Origin of the sequence: Streptomyces sp. NPDC001851 (genome assembly GCF_040297165.1) — a bacterium.
Classification (GTDB): domain Bacteria; phylum Actinomycetota; class Actinomycetes; order Streptomycetales; family Streptomycetaceae; genus Streptomyces.
In genome coordinates this window covers 100,443-117,855 of sequence record NZ_JBEOYR010000018.1, presented here as the reverse complement: position 1 = coordinate 117,855, position 17,413 = coordinate 100,443, and the positions used below count along the sequence as shown (strand labels likewise).

Here is a 17,413-nt window from a genome sequence, read left to right as displayed (position 1 = left end):
TACCGGTGACCTGGACCATACGGAGCGGTAACTTCCCAACCGGCCCTCGCTCGACCTACCTCGTTCACCTGGAGCCCGTGATGCCCGAAGCCGTCATCGTCTCGACCGCCCGCTCCCCCATCGGCCGCGCAGGCAAGGGCTCCCTGAAGGACCTGCGTCCCGACGACCTGACCGCCACGATCATCCAGGCCGCGCTCGCCAAGATCCCCGAGCTGGACCCCAGGGACATCGACGACCTGATGCTCGGCTGCGGCCTCCCCGGCGGCGAGCAGGGCCACAACCTCGGCCGGATCGTCGCCGTGCAGATGGGCATGGACCACCTGCCGGGCTGCACGATCACCCGCTACTGCTCCTCCTCCCTGCAGACCTCCCGCATGGCCCTGCACGCCATCAAGGCCGGCGAGGGCGACGTCTTCATCTCGGCCGGTGTCGAGACGGTCTCCCGTTACGTCAAGGGCAGCTCCGACGGCCTGCCGGACACGCACAACCCGCTGTTCGCCGAGGCCGAGGCCCGTACCGAGGCCGTCGCCCAGCAGGAGGGCACGACCTGGCACGACCCGCGCGAGGACGGCCTGCTGCCCGACCCGTACATCGCGATGGGCCAGACCGCCGAGAACCTGGCCCGCGCCAAGGGCATCACCCGCCAGGAGATGGACGAGTTCGGCGTCCGCTCGCAGAATCTCGCCGAGCAGGCCATCAAGAACGGCTTCTGGGAGCGCGAGATCACCCCGGTCACGCTTCCCGACGGCACGGTCGTCAGCAAGGACGACGGCCCCCGCCCCGGCGTCACCCTGGAGGGCGTCGCCGGCCTGAAGCCGGTCTTCCGCCCGGACGGGCTCGTCACCGCCGGCAACTGCTGCCCGCTCAACGACGGCGCCGCGGCCGTCGTCATCATGTCCGACACCAAGGCCCGGGAGCTGGGCCTGACCCCGCTGGCCCGGATCGTGTCCACCGGTGTCTCCGGCCTCTCCCCCGAGATCATGGGCCTCGGCCCGGTCGAGGCGAGCAAGCAGGCGCTGCGCCGCGCCGGCCTGACCATCGACGACATCGACCTGGTCGAGATCAACGAGGCCTTCGCCGCCCAGGTGATCCCCTCGTACCGCGAGCTCGGCATCGACCTCGACCGGCTGAACGTCAACGGCGGCGCCATCGCCGTCGGCCACCCCTTCGGCATGACGGGCGCCCGGATCACCGGCACGCTCATCAACTCGCTGCAGTGGCACGACAAGCAGTTCGGCCTGGAGACCATGTGCGTCGGCGGCGGCCAGGGCATGGCGATGGTCATCGAGCGCCTCAGCTGACGCACCGTCCGCAGCGGAGCGGACACCCCGCGTCAGGAACCGGCCCGGAACCGAGGAGACTCCAAGGTTCTGGGCCTTTCCGTGATCCAATCTCCCCCAGGATGTGACCTATCTCGCTCGCCGGACACATCGGTGCAGGTCAGAGCGGGTCAGCACGGTGTGCAGCCCCGGCGTGAATCCAAAGTCCTGTCCGTTTCGTGACGTTACGCACTGACAGCTGGATAGTCCGCCCTTCAAGCTGATGTAGGAAGTCGGGGGTCGACTTTGAACCGGGAGTCTGTCAGTGAGCGCCATGCCGATCGCCCTGCTGCTCACCACGGCCGCCACGGGCGCCGTGGGCGTCGCCGTCCTGCGGACCGTTCTGAAGCTGCGCCGCCAGCTCGGTGAGCTGCAGGCCCAGCTCGCGGAGAACCAGTCAGCCGCCATGCGCGCGCTGCTGCCGCACGCCCGCAGCGGCTCCGACGCCGACCAGATACGCGCTGCCGTGGCCGAGGCGCTCGCCGAGGAGCGGGAGCGGGAGCTGGCCGAGGCGCGCGCCTTCTGGGCCGCGCAGGAGGCCCGGGACGCCGCCGACACCCCGCCGCTGCTCGGCCTGCCCGACGCCGACCTGTTCCTGCCCCGGCAGACCGACTTCGTGGGCCTGGAGCCGGTCTCCGAGCCGACCACCGAGACCGACGAGTTCGCCGGGGAGTCCCCGGAGCTGGCCGCGGCCCGCCGACGCCACCCCTCGCACCCCGACTTCGTCCCGGTGCAGTCGCCGGCGGTGAACGACCACGAGCGCACGGCGGCCACGCTGGAGCAGCTGGCCGCGGACCGCGTCGAGCTCTCCGACGTCCGCCCGGGTCCGCTCGGCACCCTCGACGTCTACGTCTTCGCCGACGGCACCACACTGTGCATGACCCCGGGCCACCGCGAGACCGCCGCACGCCTGGCGGCGGCGGTGAACGCGGGCGAGGCCCCCTATCTGCTGGGCGGCTCGGGCGTCTCCGGCGCCTACACCCTCACCTTCGCCTGCGGCGAGGACATGGTCTACATCCTGGCCGACAGGGTCATCGCCTCACTTTGAGACACCGCCGAGGGCAGCGCGCCCCTGGACGGCGGGGCCGCGCCGGTATAGGGCTCCGCCGCGTGGGCGCGAGCAACCACCAACGGCCCGCGCCCGCCGGCGCTCCTCAGACCCCCGCCCTCTCCCGCGCCTCCTCGACCACCCGCACCGCTTCCGCGACTTCGTCGTCGCTCCGCAGCACCAGCGCCAAGTCATGCGCGGCGACGAGAAGCTGGTCAGCCGCCGCGAACATCCCCGCGTCCGGCATCTCCCGAGGCTCCGCAGCAGGCTCTTCCAGCAACTGAGCCCGCCGGGAGAGCTCCCTCGCCACGGCCAAGGCCTCACCGGCGGCGCCGCGTTGCAGCCGGCTCTGCGGAGCGGCCCGCAACCGGTCGGCGAAATGATCCACTGCTCGGGTCAAGGGCGTCGTATCAACCACCCGCCGAGCGTAACGTGCCGCACTGTTGCCAATACGCGAACGCTCAGGCACGGTGACGTGAAGGACCGGCTTACATCCCCTTTGCGTTCGGAGGCGCCGATGTCCCAACTCTTCTCCGAGGAGACCCACCGCAATCTGCTCGCCCGCATCCCCCACTGCACCGGTCGTGAAGTCTCCGACTGGCTGCGCGCCGTAGAAGAAGGCCCCGCCCTGTTCCGCTTCGAGGAGAAGGTCAGCTGGCTCCGGCACGAGTACGACCTCGCGTACGGCCACGCGAAGGCGATCGTCCACGAGTACGACCTGAGGAGGGCAGCGCGCAAGCTGCTCTAGACGGCAGAGGGCCCCGGGGCGGAAACCCCGGGGCCCTTGCTCACGACCGGCGCATGCGCCGCTCGCGCTAGTCGTTGTTGGTGAAGATCGCCACCAGCCGGAGCATCTCCACGTAGATCCACACCAGGGCCATGGTGAGGCCGAAGGCGGCCAGCCAGGACTCGTTGCGCGGGGCGCCGTAGGCGATGCCGTCCTCGATCTGCTTGAAGTCGAGCGTCAGGTAGAAGGCGCCGAGCAGGATCGCGACGATGCCGACGAGCGCGCCCAGGGGGCCCATGCTGCGCAGCCCGCCGTGCTCGGCGACGCCGGTGGCGACCAGGAGCAGGTTGACGGCCATGACCACCACGAAGGCCGTGCCGATGGCGAGGCCGATGCGGGCGTAGCGGGCGGTGACGCGGATCCAGCCGGCCTTGTAGACCAGCAGGGTCGCGCCCGCGACCGCCATGGTGCCGAGCACCGCCTGGAAGGGCGCGCCCTGCCAGCGGCTGTTGTAGATCTCGCTGATGACGCCGAGGAAGACGCCCTCGAAGGCGGCGTACCCGAGGATCAGCGCGGGTGAGGGGGTGCGCTTGAAGCTCTGCACCAGCGCCAGGACCGCCGCGACCAGCGCGGAGCCGAAGGCGAGGCCGAGGCCGGCCGCCGTGACCGGCAGCAGCGTCCAGGCGAGGACGGCGCCGACGGCGACGACGCCGAGCGTGAGGGCCGAGCGGACGACGACGTCGTCCATGGTCATCCGGCCGGTGGTGGCGGGCGCCTGCGGCGGGGTGCCGTACGGGACACCCGGCTGGGCGTACGGGTTCTGGGCGTAGGGGTTCTGCGCGTACGGGTTGCCCTGTGCGTACCCGGCCTGCGGTGCGGTGTTGAAGCCGGCGTAGCCGTTGTCGCGGCTGAACCCCCGTCGCGAGAAGACCGGGTTACTGCTCCTCATTGCACTCCTCCATGACTGCCGTGCGCAGCCTTGGCTCAAGAGTAATGGATTGGCAAAGGACCGACCATGATACCTGAGGAGGATCTTTCCCCTGCCGTGCTGCGCAACACGCTACGTCGGCCGGTGATTCCCGGCCACGGCTGATCGCATTCCCTGACGAACCTGCGACCTAACCGATGCGGTGCCGGGGCCCCTGGCGCGGGGGCGCGGGTGGTGCCCGGAGCCGGACTCGAACCGGCACGCCCGCGAAGGGGCAGCGAGGTTTAAGCTCGCCGTGTCTGCATTCCACCATCCGGGCAGGCCATTGGGGGCCGCTTCGAGGTTCGACCCTATCGGGACGCGTCCCCCGAACAGCGGACGGGCGGACCGATGTTGTCTTATTTTATTGACGTCTGAGGGGGCATCAGCCCGCGGAACGGGCCATCCGCACTTGCCAACAGCGTGCAGTGACGGCGCTGCGGCCGTACGTGGAATGACGGAATTTCACCGTCCCGACGAGGGTGTTCCACCCGTTCTCGACATCGTTCGACACCGGTTCGACGCCGGTTCGACGGCGCCCCTTCTCAGGGTCGGCCGTCCTCCCCAGGTATGACACGGCGTCCGCCCGTCCGCCCCGAGTCGCCCTCCGGAACCGGAACAGCGACTGACTACACGGGCCCCCGGCACCGGGACGATGGAACGGTCCCCATGGAACACACGTCGTCCCGACAGGAGCACCGTCCCAGTGACCACCACACCCACCGCCGGCCGGACCACCGCCGTGGCCGCACGCGCCACGGAGCTGTCGAAGATCTACGGGCAGGGTGAGACCCGGGTGGTCGCCCTGGACCGGGTCTCCGTCGACTTCCGGCAGGCCGAGTTCACCGCGATCATGGGCCCGTCCGGCTCCGGCAAGTCCACGCTGATGCACTGCGTGGCCGGCCTCGACACCTTCTCCTCCGGCTCCGTGCGCATCGGCGACACCGAGCTGGGCTCCCTGAAGGACAAGCAGCTCACCAAGCTCCGCCGGGACAAGATCGGCTTCATCTTCCAGGCGTTCAACCTGCTGCCGACGCTGACGGCGCTGGAGAACATCACCCTGCCGATGGACATCGCCGGACGGAAGCCGGACAAGGCCTGGCTGGACCAGGTGATCTCCATGGTCGGCCTGTCCGGGCGGCTCAGCCACCGGCCCGCGCAGCTCTCCGGCGGCCAGCAGCAGCGCGTGGCCGTCGCCCGTGCCCTCGCCTCCCGGCCCGACATCATCTTCGGTGACGAGCCGACCGGGAACCTCGACTCGCGCTCCGGCGCCGAGGTGCTCGGCTTCCTGCGCAACTCCGTGCGCGAACTGGGCCAGACCGTCGTCATGGTGACCCACGACCCGGTCGCCGCCGCCTACGCCGACCGCGTCGTCTTCCTCGCGGACGGCCGGATCGTCGACGAGATGTACGCGCCCACGGCCGACTCCGTCCTCGACCTGATGAAGCAGTTCGACGCGAAGGGCCGTACCTCCTGATGTTCCGCACCGCCCTGCGCAACGTCCTCGCGCACAAGGCCCGGCTGCTGATGACCGTGCTCGCCGTCATGCTCGGCGTGGCCTTCGTCTCCGGGACGCTCGTCTTCACCAACACCATCTCCGACGCCTACCAGAAGAGCTCCGCGAAGGGCTTCGACCAGGTCGACGTCGCCGTAAAGCCCGCGTACCAGGAGTCCCGGGGCGACCAGGTCGGCCGGACGGCCGACCTGACCCGGGCCATGCTGGACAAGGCCGGCAAGGTCCCGGGCGCCGCCTCCGCGACCGGTGTCGTCAGCGGCTTCACCGCCGTCGCCGACCAGGACGGCAAGCTGGCCGGCGGCGACTGGCAGTCCGCCGGCGGCAACTACTGGGGCACCGAGGACGCCCGCTACCCGCTGGTCAGCGGCCACGCCCCGCACGGCAAGGGCGAGGTGCTGCTCGACTCCGGGACCGCGAAGCGCGCCGGCTACCAGGTCGGCGACACCGTGCGCCTGTCGGTGGACGGCCCGGTCCTCACCCCGACCCTGGCCGGCATCTTCACCACCGACGACGGCAACGTCGCCGCGGGCGGCAGCCTCGCCCTGTTCGACACGCCGACGGCACAGAAGCTCTTCGGCAAGAAGGGCACGTACGACGAGATCGACGTCAGGGCCGCCCCCGGCACCAGCCAGTCCGCGCTCAAGGCCGAACTGGACAAGGCCCTGCCGTCCCACCTGGTGGAGACCACCACCGGCAAGCAGCTCGCCGACGACCAGGCGAAGCAGATCGCGGACTCGATGAGCAGCCTGAAGCAGAGCCTGCTGGTGTTCGCCGGTATCGCGCTGTTCGTCGGCACGTTCATCATCGCCAACACCTTCACCATGCTGGTGGCCCAGCGCACCCGGGAACTGGCCCTGCTGCGCGCGGTCGGCGCCTCCCGCCGCCAGGTGACCCGCTCGGTGCTCATCGAGGCGTTCGCGGTCGGCGCGGTCGCCGGCGTGGCGGGGCTCGCCGCCGGTATCGGCATCGGCGCGGGCCTGCGCTCCCTGCTGGGCTCCTTCGGCGCGAGCGTGCCCGACGGGCCGCTGGTGATCAGCCCCGGCACCGTGGTGGCCGCCCTCGCGGTCGGCATCCTCATCACCATGCTGGCCGCCTGGCTGCCCGGCCGCCGCGCCGCGAAGATCCCGCCGGTGGCGGCGATGAGCAGCGTGCACGCCAAGGCGACGGCCAAGTCGCTGGTGCTGCGCAACACCCTCGGCGCGCTGTTCGCGGCGGCCGGTGTCGCGGTGGTCCTCGCGGCCACCTCGATGGACGCCGACTCCGCGCAGGGTCCGATGGGCATCGGTGCCGTCCTGCTGATCATCGGCGTGTTCATCCTGACCCCGCTGCTGTCCCGGCCGCTGATCGCGGCCGCCGCCCCGGTCATGCGGGCCTTCGGCGTCTCGGGCAAGCTGGCCCGCCAGAACTCGGTGCGCAACCCGCGCCGTACGGCGGCCACCGCCTCCGCGCTGATGATCGGCCTGACCCTGATCACCGGCATGACGGTGATGGCGGGCAGCCTGCAGACGGCGATCGACAAGATGGCCAGCTCGTCGCTGCGCGCGGACTACGTCGTCTCCATGGCCAACGGCGACTCGCTCTCCCCTGACGTGGCGAAGAAGCTCGCCGCGACCGACGGCGTGACCGCCAGCAGCCCCGTGCGCCGTGCCGTCTCCCGCATCGACGGCTCCAACGAGGTGCTGACCGGCGTCAACGGCTCCGCGATCGGCGCGCTGACCCATCTGGAGACCGAGCAGGGCACCTTCGAGGTGAGCGGCTCCCGGGTCGCCGTGGACGAGGACACGGCCACGTCGCACGGCTGGAAGGCCGGGTCGGTCTTCACCGTGCGCTACGAGGACGGCAAGCGGCAGAAGCTGACGGTCGCCGGTGTGTACCGGGGCAACGAGATGTTCAAGGAGATCCTGGTCGACAACAAGGCCCTCACCCCGCACCTGACCCACCCGGCCGACAGCGACGTCATGGTCAGGACCGCGGGCGGCGCCTCCAGCGCCACCAAGGACAAGCTGGTCAAGGCCCTCGACTCCAACCCGGCCATCAAGATCCAGGACAAGCAGGACATCTCCAACGCCATCGCGAAGATGTTCACGCTGATGCTGAACATGCTCTACGGCCTGCTCGGCATGGCGGTGATCGTCGCGGTCCTCGGGGTCATCAACACCCTTGCCATGTCGGTCTTCGAGCGCTCCCAGGAGATCGGCATGCTCCGCGCGATCGGCCTGGACCGCAGGGCGGTCAAGCGGATGGTCCGCCTGGAGTCCCTGGTGATCTCCCTGTTCGGCGGGGTGCTCGGCATCGGTCTGGGGGTGTTCTTCGGCTGGGCGGCCGGTGAGCTGCTGGGCACGAAGATACCGACGTACGAGCTGGTCCTGCCCTGGGGGCGGATGGCGGTCTTCCTGCTGCTGGCGGGCCTGGTCGGGGTGCTGGCCGCCCTGTGGCCGGCCCGGCGCGCGGCCCGGCTGAACATGCTGGCGGCCATCAAGGCCGAGTAGCCGTACGGCGCGTCAGGGCCCCCGTTCCGGTCGCGGAGCGGGGGCCCTCGCCGTGCCGGCCGGGCAGCCCGGGTCAGCCGTGCCAGGTGCGCGGGCGCAGCGGCAGGCCGGAGGCGCCGGACTCCCGGGTGCGGACCGCCAGGACCTGGTTGACGCCGATCCGGTTGCGTTCGAAGGCGAGCGCCGAGGCGGCCATGTACAGCAGCCAGACGCGGGCGCGGCCGGGGCTGGTGAGGCTGACCGCGTGGTCCCAGTCGGCCTCCAGGTTGGCCACCCAGCGGCGCAGGGTGCGGGCGTAGTGCTCGCGGATGGACTCCACGTCCCGCACCTCGAACCCGGCGCGCTCCAACTGGGTGACGGTGCCGCCGATCGGGGCCAGTTCGCCGTCCGGGAAGACGTAGGCGTCGATGAACTCGTCCACGCGGTACGACGATTCGTCGTGCTGCGGGCGGCGGGCGATCTGGTGGTTCAGCAGCCGCCCGCCGGGCTTCAGCAGGCCGTACAGCCGGCGGGCGTACTCCAGATAGCGTTCGGCGCCGACGTGCTCGGCCATGCCGATGGAGGAGATCGCGTCGAAGGGGCCGTCCTTGACGTCCCGGTAGTCCTGGACCCGGATCTCCACCCGGTCGGTCAGCCCCTCGTCGGCGACGCGCTTACGGGCGTACGCCGCCTGCTCCTGCGACAGGGTGACCCCGACGACGCTCACACCGTGCTCGCGGGCCGCGTGGATGGCCATCGAGCCCCAGCCGCAGCCGACGTCCAGCAGCCGCCGGCCCGGCGTCAGGCCGAGTTTGCGGCAGACGAGTTGGAGCTTGTCGCGCTGGGCGCTCTCCAGCGTCCCGCCGTCCTCCCAGTAAGCGCAGGAATAGACCATGGACGGGCCGAGGACGAGCTCGTAGAAGTCGTTGCCGACGTCGTAGTGGTGGCTGATGGCCCGCTTGTCGGTGTGCCGGGTGTGCAGGTTCCGGCGCGGCCTGCGGACCTCCTCGCGCGGCGGGGCGGGCGGGACCGGCGGCCCCGCCAGCTTCAGCAGCTCGCGGACGGCGGCCCGTACGGCGGGATCGCGCAGGGACTCGACCAGACCGCGGGCGTCCTCCCCGCGCTCCCACACCAGGCCCGCCATCGCGTCCAGCGCGGTGTACAGGTCCCCCTCGATCCCCAGGTCGCCGGAGACCCAGGCGCGGGCGAGACCCAGCTCGCCCGGCCTGAACAGCATGCGGCGCAGGGCGCGGCGGTTGCGCACGACGAGCGCCGGCGCGTCCGGCGGCCCGGCCTGCGAGCCGTCCCAGGCCCGCAGTCGGACCGGGAGCGGGACTCCCAGTACCTGCTCGGCGAGACTCCTCAGCCGCGACGCGGCGTCGGCCATGACGCACACCTCCAAGACGACGATCCCGGATGCCGGTTACCAGGTAAACACCGTTGACCACGGAAAGTAGTCCCGCGGGGCGTCTTTTCCGGAAAAGCCGAAGGACCTCCCGCACCACGGATGGCAGGAGGTCCTTCGGATCGGTCGGCGACCGGTGGGGTCAGGAGGCCTTGGCCTTCTCCCCGGTCTTGTCGGCCGTGCTCGCGGCGGCGACCGGCGCGGGCTTGGCGGCCTCGTAGAACTCCTCGCGCGGGTTCTCCATGGCGCCCAGGGAGACGACCTCGCGCTTGAGGAACATGCCGAGCGTCCAGTCGGCGAAGACGCGGATCTTGCGGTTCCAGGTCGGCATCGCCATGCCGTGGTAGCCACGGTGCATGTACCAGGCGAGGCGGCCCTTGAGCTTGATCTTCATCTTGCCCATGACGATCATCGCCACGCCCTTGTGCAGGCCGAGACCGGCGACCGCACCCTTGTTGGCGTGCTCGTACTCCTTCTGCGGGAAGCCCCGCATACCGGAGACCACGTTGTCGCCGAGGACGCGGGCCTGGCGCAGCGCGTGCTGGGCGTTCGGCGGGCACCAGGCGTTCTCGTTGCCCGCCTTGCGGCCGACGAGGTCCGGCACCTGCGCGTTGTCACCGGCGGCCCAGATGTAGTCCGTGCCCTTGACCTGGAGCGTGGGCTCGCAGTCGACGTGGCCGCGCGGGCCGAGCGGCAGGCCGAAGCGGGCGAGGGCCGGGTTCGGCTTGACGCCGGCGGTCCACACGATCGTGTTGGAGTCGACCTCCAGGCCGTTCTTCAGCACGACGTGGCCGTCGACGCAGGAGTCCATGGAGGTGGAGAGGTAGATCTCCACGCCGCGGCCCTCCAGGTGCTCCTTGCCGTACTGGCCGAGCTTGGGGCCGACCTCGGGGAGGATCTTGTCGGCGGCGTCGACGAGGATGAAGCGCATGTCCTCGCGGGACACGTTCTTGTAGTACTTGGCCGCGTCCCGGGCCATGTCCTCGACCTCGCCGATGGTCTCCGCGCCCGCGAAGCCACCGCCGATGAAGACGAAGGTGAGCGCCTTGCGGCGGATCTCCTCGTCATTGGTGGAGTCGGCCTTGTCGAGCTGCTCCAGGACGTGGTTGCGCAGCCCGATGGACTCCTCGATGCCCTTCATGCCGATGCCCTGCTCGGCGAGGCCGGGGATCGGGAAGGTGCGGGAGACCGCGCCCATCGCGATGACGAGGTAGTCGAAGGGCAGCTCGTACGCCTCGCCCACCAGCGGGGCGATCGTGGCGACCTTGCGGTCCTGGTCGATGGTGGTGACCCGGCCGGTGAGGACCTCCGCCTTCGGCAGCACGCGCCGCAGCGGCACGACGACATGGCGAGGGGAGATGTTGCCGGCGGCGGCTTCGGGGAGGAAGGGCTGGTAGGTCATGTACGACCGGGGGTCGACGACCGTGACGGTCGCCTCTCCGTAGCGCATCTTCTTGAGAATGCGCCGAGCTGCGTACAGGCCTACGTACCCACCGCCTACTACGAGGATCCTGGGACGCTCCGTGGTGCTCATGCCATCGAGTATCCACCCGCCTCGGAGGGGTCGCTCGTGCGCCCCTTCACAAGGTCTGACAGGCCCTGTGCTACACTCCGCGGCCCGCGTGACGCAGATCATGACGGCCGAGGGGAACCGCAGCATCCCCGGAGTCGTTGTCAATGCCGCGTGAGCTGCCTCTCTCGGCGGTGAGCGGGTGTGTGAGCCGTTCGCGACACCCCCGTCGGCACGCGATCCGAAGGTGCCGTGCGACCTCCATCTGAACATGTTCAAAGGGCTCTTCGCCCCCCGGAAGGGCCGGTGGGAACCCTTCCGCGCCCCGGCCGGGCCGAATTCCTTGTGAAGAACTTCACGAACTTTTCCGGGGCGGTTGCGGCGGAGGGGCCCCGAAGGGCCCCTCGCCACCGCTCAAACGTTATCCGACCTGCTCAGCAGACGGCTACCCATGAGTAACAAAAGAGAGTCACGCCACGGACCAGGCGATGCCGTCGAGGATGTCGTGCTCGCTGACGACGACCTCCTCGGCGCCGATCCGCTCCATGATCGCCAGCAGGACCAGGGCGCCCGCGCCGATGACGTCGACCCGGCCGGGGTGCATCGACGGGATCGCGGCGCGCTCGGCGTGCGTGGAGCGCAGCAGCCACTCGGTGATCTCCCGGACGCGTTCGCGGGAAATCCGGGAGTGGTGGATGCGGGCGGAGTCGTACGCGGGCAGTTCCTGGGCGATCGCGGAGACGGTGGTGACCGAGCCGGCCAGGCCCACCAGCGTGTGCGCCTCGCGCAGCGGCACCGTCTGCTCCGCGAGGTCCAGGGCGGCCTCGATGTCGGCCCTCATGGCCGCGATCTGCTCCTCGGCGGGCGGGTCGGACACCTCGCCGCCCCGCACCAGGTGACGCTCCGTCATCCGCACGCAGCCGACATCCACCGACCGCGCCGCCCGGACGTGGTCGTCACCGACGACGAACTCGGTGGAGCCGCCGCCGATGTCCACGACGAGATAGGGCCGGGTGAGGTCCTTTCGCCCCGTCAGCTCCCTGGTCGCGCCGGTGAAGGAGAACTCGGCCTCCTGGTCCCCGCTGATGACCTCCGGCTCCACGCCGAGGATGTCCAGCACGCCGCGCACGAAGTCGTCCCGGTTCTCGGCGTCGCGGGAGGCGGAGGTGGCCACGAAGCGCAGCCGCTCGGCACCGAGCTCCTTGATCACGGCCGCGTACTCACGGCAGGCCGCGAACGTGCGCTCCAGCGCCTCGGGGGCGAGCCGGCCGGTGCGGTCGACGCCCTGGCCGAGCCGCACGATCGTCATGCGGCGGTCCAGCTCGACGAGTTCGCCGGTGCCGGGGTGCACATCGGCGACCAGCAGGCGGATGGAGTTCGTACCGCAGTCGACGGCGGCGACGCGCGTCACTTCTCGTCCCCCTCGGTGTTCTCCAGCGTCACGCACGCGCCCTTGCTCCACCACTCCGGCAGCATGGCGAGCGCCTCGTCGCCGAGCGGGTTCACGCCGGGTCCCGCGGCCAGCGAGTGGGCCACCAGGACGTGCAGGCACTTGACCCGGTCCGGCATGCCGCCCGCGCTCGGGAAGCCCTTCAGCTCCTCGATCTCGTCCCGGCGCCGGATGTAGTCCTCGTGCGCGGCCCGGTAGGCGGCGGCCAGCTCGGGGTCCGTCTGCAGCCGCTCGGTCATCTCCTTCATCACGCCGTTCGCCTCCAGCGTGCCGATGGCGGAGGACGCCTTCGGGCACGTGAGGTAGTACAGCGTCGGGAAGGGCGTGCCGTCGGGCAGCCGCGGCGCGGTCTCCACGACATCCGGCTGGCCGCACGGGCAGCGGTGCGCGATGGCCCGCAGGCCGCGCGGCGGTCGGCCGAGCTGCTGCTTGAAGGCCTCGACGTCCGCGTCTGTGGGCTCGGTGCGCGAAGTGCGGGGCGGGGGCGTTTCCATGACTGCTCTTCGAAGCTTTCTGTCGGTTACGGCCGAAGGCCGGCGTTACTGCTCACTGGTCGGAGGCGTCGGACTTGTCGACCCCGTCCCAGACGTTCGCGTACCAGGGCCGGCGGGCGGCCCCGAGGTCGGCGCGGGACTGCCGGGCCGCGCCCGGGTCGACGACCACGTACCCGGTCTCGCCGGGCTTCACATAGTGCAGCCGGCGCCGGATCTGCTGCTCGGCGTAGGAGTCGTCCTGCCAGCGCGCCTTGAGGTCGCGCAGCTGCTCGACCCGCTTGCGGGCCTGCTCCTGCTGCCGCTGGAGGTCGGCGATCTCCGCGCGCTGGGAGACGTACTGCCGCATCGGGTAGGCGAGCGCGACGATCATCGAGCACAGCACCAGCGCGAGCAGCGCCGCCCGGCCGGTGAGCCGGGAGCGGCGGGCCTGCCGCTTGGTCTGGGAGCGGTAGACCCGGGCCGCCGTCTGCTCGCCGAGCAGCCGCAGCCTGGTCGCGGTGGAGAAACGGTCCCGGTCCTTCACGGCCATGCGGCTCTCCCGCCTCCCCTTTGCCCTGCGCTTCACACGTGCGTACGTCCCCGGACACGGTACGGGACCGGGTACGGGGACGTACGTATGACTGGCTAAGACTTAGCCCAGGTTGCGTCAGCCCTTGAAGCGCGGGAACGCGCTGCGGCCCGCGTACACCGCGGCGTCGTCGAGGATCTCCTCGATGCGCAGCAGCTGGTTGTACTTGGCGACGCGCTCGGAGCGGGCCGGGGCGCCGGTCTTGATCTGGCCGCAGTTGGTGGCGACGGCCAGGTCGGCGATGGTGACGTCCTCGGTCTCGCCGGAGCGGTGGGACATCATGCACTTGAAGCCGCTGCGCTGGGCCAGCTCGACGGCGTCCAGGGTCTCGGTCAGCGAGCCGATCTGGTTCACCTTGACCAGCAGGGCGTTGGCGGTGCCCTCCTCGATGCCGCGGGCCAGGCGCTCGGGGTTGGTGACGAACAGGTCGTCACCGACGAGCTGGACCTTGTCGCCCAGACGGTCGGTGATGACCTTCCAGCCGGCCCAGTCGTCCTCGAACAGCGGGTCCTCGATGGAGACGAGCGGGTAGGCCGCGACGAGCTCCTCGTAGTACTCCGTCATCTCGGCGGCGGAGCGCTCCTTGCCCTCGAAGAGGTACGTGCCGTCCTTGTAGAACTCGGAGGCGGCCACGTCGAGCGCGAGGGCGATCTGCTGGCCGGGGGCGTAGCCGGCCTCCTTGATGGCTTCCAGGATGAGGTCGAGGGCCTCGCGGTTGGAGCCCAGGTTCGGGGCGAAGCCGCCCTCGTCGCCGAGGCCGGTGGCCAGGCCCTTGCTCTTCAGGACCTTCTTCAGCGTGTGGTAGACCTCGGTGCCCCAGCGCAGGGCCTCGGAGAAGGACTCCGCGCCGATCGGGGCGATCATGAACTCCTGGATGTCCACGTTGGAGTCCGCGTGCGAGCCGCCGTTGAGGATGTTCATCATCGGCACCGGCAGCAGGTGCGCGTTGGGGCCGCCCAGGTAGCGGAAGAGGGGGAGGTCGCTGGCCTCGGAGGCGGCGTGGGCGACGGCGAGGGAGACGCCGAGGATGGCGTTGGCGCCGAGGGAGCCCTTGTTGTCCGTGGCGTCCAGGTCGAACATGGCCTGGTCGATCAGGCGCTGCTCGGTGGCGTCGTAGCCGACCAGCTCCGGGCCGATCTGCTCGATGACGGCGAGGACGGCCTTCTCGACGCCCTTGCCCTGGTAGCGGTTGGGGTCACCGTCGCGCAGCTCGATGGCCTCGAAGGCGCCGGTCGAGGCGCCGGACGGGACGGCGGCACGACCCGTGCTGCCGTCGTCGAGGCCGACCTCGACCTCGACCGTGGGATTGCCTCGGGAGTCCAGGATTTCCCGGGCTACGACGACGTCGATGGACGGCACGAGCATCTCCTTCTTGGATGTGACGCTGGAAGTGCGGGGCTTGCTGCCTTACGGCTGTGCCTTGCGACTAGAGCCTAACCGTCTCCGGCGGATCGGCCACCGACCGACCGCCCCGTGGACGGGGAGGGACACGCAGACGGTACCCATTGTTCACCAACGGAACAAAGGGTGGGTGCAGAGGGCACGCAGAAAAGACCCCGCCCCGGCGCGTACGGGGGAACACGCGCCGGGGCGGGGAGCCCGTGGGGACGGGGGGCGGGCCGGAGGACTGCCGCCGCTTACTTCAGGTGCAGCTGCTGACCCGGGTAGATGAGGTTCGCGTCCTCGACGATGTCCTTGTTCAGCTCGAAGAGCTTCTGCCAGCCGCCCTGGACGTGGTGCTGGACGGCGATGGAGCTGAGGGTGTCGCCCTTGACGACCTTGTACTCGCCGTCGCCCTTCTTGACCTTCTTGCCGGTCGGGGTGGTGACGGTCTTGCTCGCGGACGGGGCCGTGCGCTCGGCGGAGCGGGAGGCGGCCTGCTGGTCGGAGCGCGTGGTGGTGCTGGGCGCGGTGCTCTTCGAGGAGGTGGTGCCCGAGGAGGTGCTGGGCGCGGTGCCGTTGTAGGCGGCGCCCGACAGGCCCGTGCCGCAGACCGGCCAGGCACCCTTGCCCTGCGCGGCGAGGACCTTCTCGGCGACGGCTATCTGCTGCGCCTTGCTGGCCTGGTTGGCCTGCGGGGCGTAGGCGGTGCCGCCGTACGCGGCCCAGGTGGAGGCGGAGAACTGCAGACCGCCGTAGTAGCCGTTGCCGGTGTTGATGGACCAGTTGCCGCCCGACTCGCACTGGGCGACGGCGTCCCACTCGGAGGCGGTGGCGGCGGAGGCGTTGCCGGCCGCCATCAGCGGGGCGGCGACGGCGGCGCCGGTGACACCGGCGAGCGTGATGGCGCGGACGGCCTTGGACGGACGACGGTGCTTGCCCTTGCCGGAGAACAGCATGGATCAATCCCCTCACCGACGCCTGCGAGGTGAGCTGTCGGGTTCGGGCCGGTTGAGTTGCCCGGCCGCGCACTCGCTTTCGCGAGGCGCGGCTTCACCCCCAGCCGGTACCGGCGTGAACCGCCGGGCCCGGCACTTACCTTGGGTCCCCCGCTCCTGCCTACGGCGCTTGACGCGACGACTGTTCCCGGGCGACCGCTGGCAGGATTCGGCGTTGCGGCCGCCGGGGCTCGTGGTGACGAGCGGTCCTGACCGTAGACACGTGATCGACGGAATTTCAAAGACGATCAGGGCTTCTGAGACTCATCCCACACTTTCACCGAATCGGACATCCACGGCGAAACGGGGCGTCAACTGCCGCTACTTTGCGCCGTTTTCGGTATCGACTTCCAGGGTCTGACCGGCGGTGATGTGGTTGGGGTCGGCGCCGATGACGCTCTTGTTCCCGTCGTAGAGCGCGTGCCACCCGCCGTGGACGCCCAGGGAGTCGGCGATGGAGGCCAGGGTGTCCCCCTCGCGCACGGTGTAGGTGTCCGCCACGCGGCCGGCGTGGCGGCCGGAAGAGGGGGCATTCTGACCGTTTGTCACGCTTTCGTCCGCACTCTCGCCGCGGTGACGTCCGCCACTGCTGAGCGCGCCGGTGTCGACCAGGCTCCAAGACCCGGCGGACTGCTGGTAATTGTCCGATTCGTCGGTACCAGGGGTGACCGTCGGCGCGCTGTCATCACCCTGCGAACCGCCGCCGCCGGACGAGCCGGGCTTGTCGGTCTTGTCGGACTTGGGGGTGCTGGCTCCGCGGGAGCCGCCGGGCGCGTCCGGGGTCTTCGCGGCGCGGTCGCTCCGGTGCGGAGACGGCGTGGCACGCGGGTCCGACGGGGAGCCGGAGGCATCCGGACCCGAGGAGGCCGAACCGGAGGAGGCGGAACCGGAGGAGGCCGAACCGGAGCCCGAGTCGGAGCCGGAAGGGGAGCCTGAGCCGGAGCCAGAACCGGAGTCGGATGCGGATGAATCCGGCAGACCGGACGGGTCGGAGTTGCCGGTCGAGCCGGAGGCGTGACCCGAGCCATGCGTGTCGCCCGACCCGCCGGTGCCACCGGAGCCGACACCGGTGTCGACGTCGACCGAACCGGAGTTGGAGGTCAGGCCGGAGAGCAGGGCGCAGGTGGCCCACGGCTTGGTGCCCTGGTCGGCCAGGATCTTCTCGGCGACGGCTATCTGCTGCGAGCGGCTGGCCTGGTCGGCGCTGGCGGCGTACTGCGTGCCGCCGTACCTCCCCCAGTCGTCCTGCGAGATCTGCAGGCCGCCGTAGTAGCCGTTACCGGTGTCCGCGCTCCAGGAACCGCCGCTCTCGCACTCGGCGACCTTGTCCCAGGTGGTCCCGTCGGCCGCGTTGGCGCTGGCCGCGCCGAGCAGCGGGATGGCGATGGCGGAGCCGGTCACTCCGGCCGCGACGAGGAGGGCCGGAGCCTGGCGGGGGCGACGGTGACGACCGTTCCCGGAGAGCATGCGGAAGCCTTTCGTGCGACAGCAGGACCGGCGCGGCGCGCTGGAAGCCTCGCCACGCTGATGGGTGAACGTATCGGCAGACGATCACTTGTCACA

General features: G+C 70.5%; 15 protein-coding genes, 1 tRNA gene and 1 riboswitch. Of the genes, 5 read left to right on the top strand and 11 right to left on the bottom strand.

Annotated elements, in window-relative coordinates:
• Positions 1 to 80 precede the first annotated feature (80 nt).
• Positions 81 to 1,301: an acetyl-CoA C-acetyltransferase gene (locus ABT171_RS26080; protein ID WP_351247786.1), complete on the top strand. Its 1,221-nt coding sequence runs from the start codon at positions 81 to 83 to the stop codon at positions 1,299 to 1,301.
• Positions 1,302 to 1,584: 283 nt separating this feature from the next.
• On the top strand, positions 1,585 to 2,367 hold the full coding sequence (locus ABT171_RS26075; RefSeq protein ID WP_351247784.1) for a hypothetical protein: 783 nt from the start codon (positions 1,585 to 1,587) through the stop codon (positions 2,365 to 2,367).
• 106 nt (positions 2,368 to 2,473) lie between these two features.
• Here the strand turns inward: ABT171_RS26075 and ABT171_RS26070 are convergent, their stop codons facing one another.
• Positions 2,474 to 2,785 (bottom strand): hypothetical protein, encoded by a 312-nt coding sequence (locus tag ABT171_RS26070; protein WP_351247782.1) that lies wholly within the window; start codon positions 2,783 to 2,785, stop codon positions 2,474 to 2,476.
• A gap of 99 nt (positions 2,786 to 2,884) precedes the next feature.
• Between ABT171_RS26070 and ABT171_RS26065 the strand changes: the two genes are divergently transcribed.
• Positions 2,885 to 3,115, top strand: a complete 231-nt coding sequence (locus ABT171_RS26065; RefSeq protein WP_351247781.1) for a DUF4287 domain-containing protein — start codon at positions 2,885 to 2,887, stop codon at positions 3,113 to 3,115.
• Between the two features lie 67 nt (positions 3,116 to 3,182).
• On the opposite strand, the gene ABT171_RS26060 is transcribed toward ABT171_RS26065, so the two are convergent.
• Positions 3,183 to 4,043 carry a Bax inhibitor-1/YccA family protein gene (locus tag ABT171_RS26060; protein WP_351247779.1) on the bottom strand — a complete coding sequence of 287 codons (861 nt, stop codon included), beginning with the start codon at positions 4,041 to 4,043 and terminating at the stop codon, positions 3,183 to 3,185.
• A 211-nt stretch (positions 4,044 to 4,254) separates the two neighbouring features.
• A tRNA-Leu gene (locus tag ABT171_RS26055) sits at positions 4,255 to 4,341 on the bottom strand.
• A gap of 426 nt (positions 4,342 to 4,767) precedes the next feature.
• On the opposite strand from ABT171_RS26055, the gene ABT171_RS26050 reads away from it, so the two are divergent.
• Both ABT171_RS26050 and ABT171_RS26045 read left to right on the top strand, forming a co-directional pair.
• Positions 4,768 to 5,538: an ABC transporter ATP-binding protein gene (locus ABT171_RS26050; protein WP_351247777.1), complete on the top strand. Its 771-nt coding sequence runs from the start codon at positions 4,768 to 4,770 to the stop codon at positions 5,536 to 5,538.
• Complete coding sequence (locus ABT171_RS26045) at positions 5,538 to 8,066, top strand: ABC transporter permease (RefSeq protein WP_351247775.1); 2,529 nt, start codon at positions 5,538 to 5,540, stop codon at positions 8,064 to 8,066. Before ABT171_RS26050 ends, ABT171_RS26045 begins: the two co-directional genes overlap by 1 nt.
• A gap of 73 nt (positions 8,067 to 8,139) precedes the next feature.
• Here the strand turns inward: ABT171_RS26045 and ABT171_RS26040 are convergent, their stop codons facing one another.
• The 8 genes from ABT171_RS26040 to ABT171_RS26005 form a co-directional block, all read right to left on the bottom strand.
• Positions 8,140 to 9,432, bottom strand: a complete 1,293-nt coding sequence (locus tag ABT171_RS26040; RefSeq protein ID WP_351247773.1) for a class I SAM-dependent methyltransferase — start codon at positions 9,430 to 9,432, stop codon at positions 8,140 to 8,142.
• Positions 9,433 to 9,592: 160 nt separating this feature from the next.
• Positions 9,593 to 10,984 (bottom strand): NAD(P)/FAD-dependent oxidoreductase, encoded by a 1,392-nt coding sequence (locus ABT171_RS26035; RefSeq protein ID WP_351247771.1) that lies wholly within the window; start codon positions 10,982 to 10,984, stop codon positions 9,593 to 9,595.
• Positions 10,985 to 11,429: 445 nt separating this feature from the next.
• Positions 11,430 to 12,371 carry a Ppx/GppA phosphatase family protein gene (locus ABT171_RS26030; RefSeq protein ID WP_351247769.1) on the bottom strand — a complete coding sequence of 314 codons (942 nt, stop codon included), beginning with the start codon at positions 12,369 to 12,371 and terminating at the stop codon, positions 11,430 to 11,432.
• A complete protein-coding gene (locus tag ABT171_RS26025; protein WP_351247767.1) occupies positions 12,368 to 12,904 on the bottom strand; it encodes a DUF501 domain-containing protein in 537 nt (178 codons plus the stop codon). The genes ABT171_RS26030 and ABT171_RS26025 overlap by 4 nt, the downstream gene beginning before the upstream one ends.
• 52 nt (positions 12,905 to 12,956) lie before the next feature.
• Positions 12,957 to 13,433 (bottom strand): FtsB family cell division protein, encoded by a 477-nt coding sequence (locus ABT171_RS26020; protein ID WP_351247765.1) that lies wholly within the window; start codon positions 13,431 to 13,433, stop codon positions 12,957 to 12,959.
• Between the two features lie 117 nt (positions 13,434 to 13,550).
• Positions 13,551 to 14,837 carry a phosphopyruvate hydratase gene (gene eno, locus ABT171_RS26015; RefSeq protein ID WP_351247763.1) on the bottom strand — a complete coding sequence of 429 codons (1,287 nt, stop codon included), beginning with the start codon at positions 14,835 to 14,837 and terminating at the stop codon, positions 13,551 to 13,553.
• 272 nt (positions 14,838 to 15,109) lie between these two features.
• Positions 15,110 to 15,811, bottom strand: coding sequence for a transglycosylase family protein (locus tag ABT171_RS26010; RefSeq protein WP_351247761.1), 702 nt, complete (start codon positions 15,809 to 15,811; stop codon positions 15,110 to 15,112).
• Between the two features lie 4 nt (positions 15,812 to 15,815).
• Positions 15,816 to 15,989, bottom strand: a riboswitch (cyclic di-AMP (ydaO/yuaA leader).
• A 182-nt stretch (positions 15,990 to 16,171) separates the two neighbouring features.
• Positions 16,172 to 17,317: a transglycosylase family protein gene (locus ABT171_RS26005; protein ID WP_351247759.1), complete on the bottom strand. Its 1,146-nt coding sequence runs from the start codon at positions 17,315 to 17,317 to the stop codon at positions 16,172 to 16,174.
• Between the last annotated feature and the right edge of the window lie 96 nt (positions 17,318 to 17,413).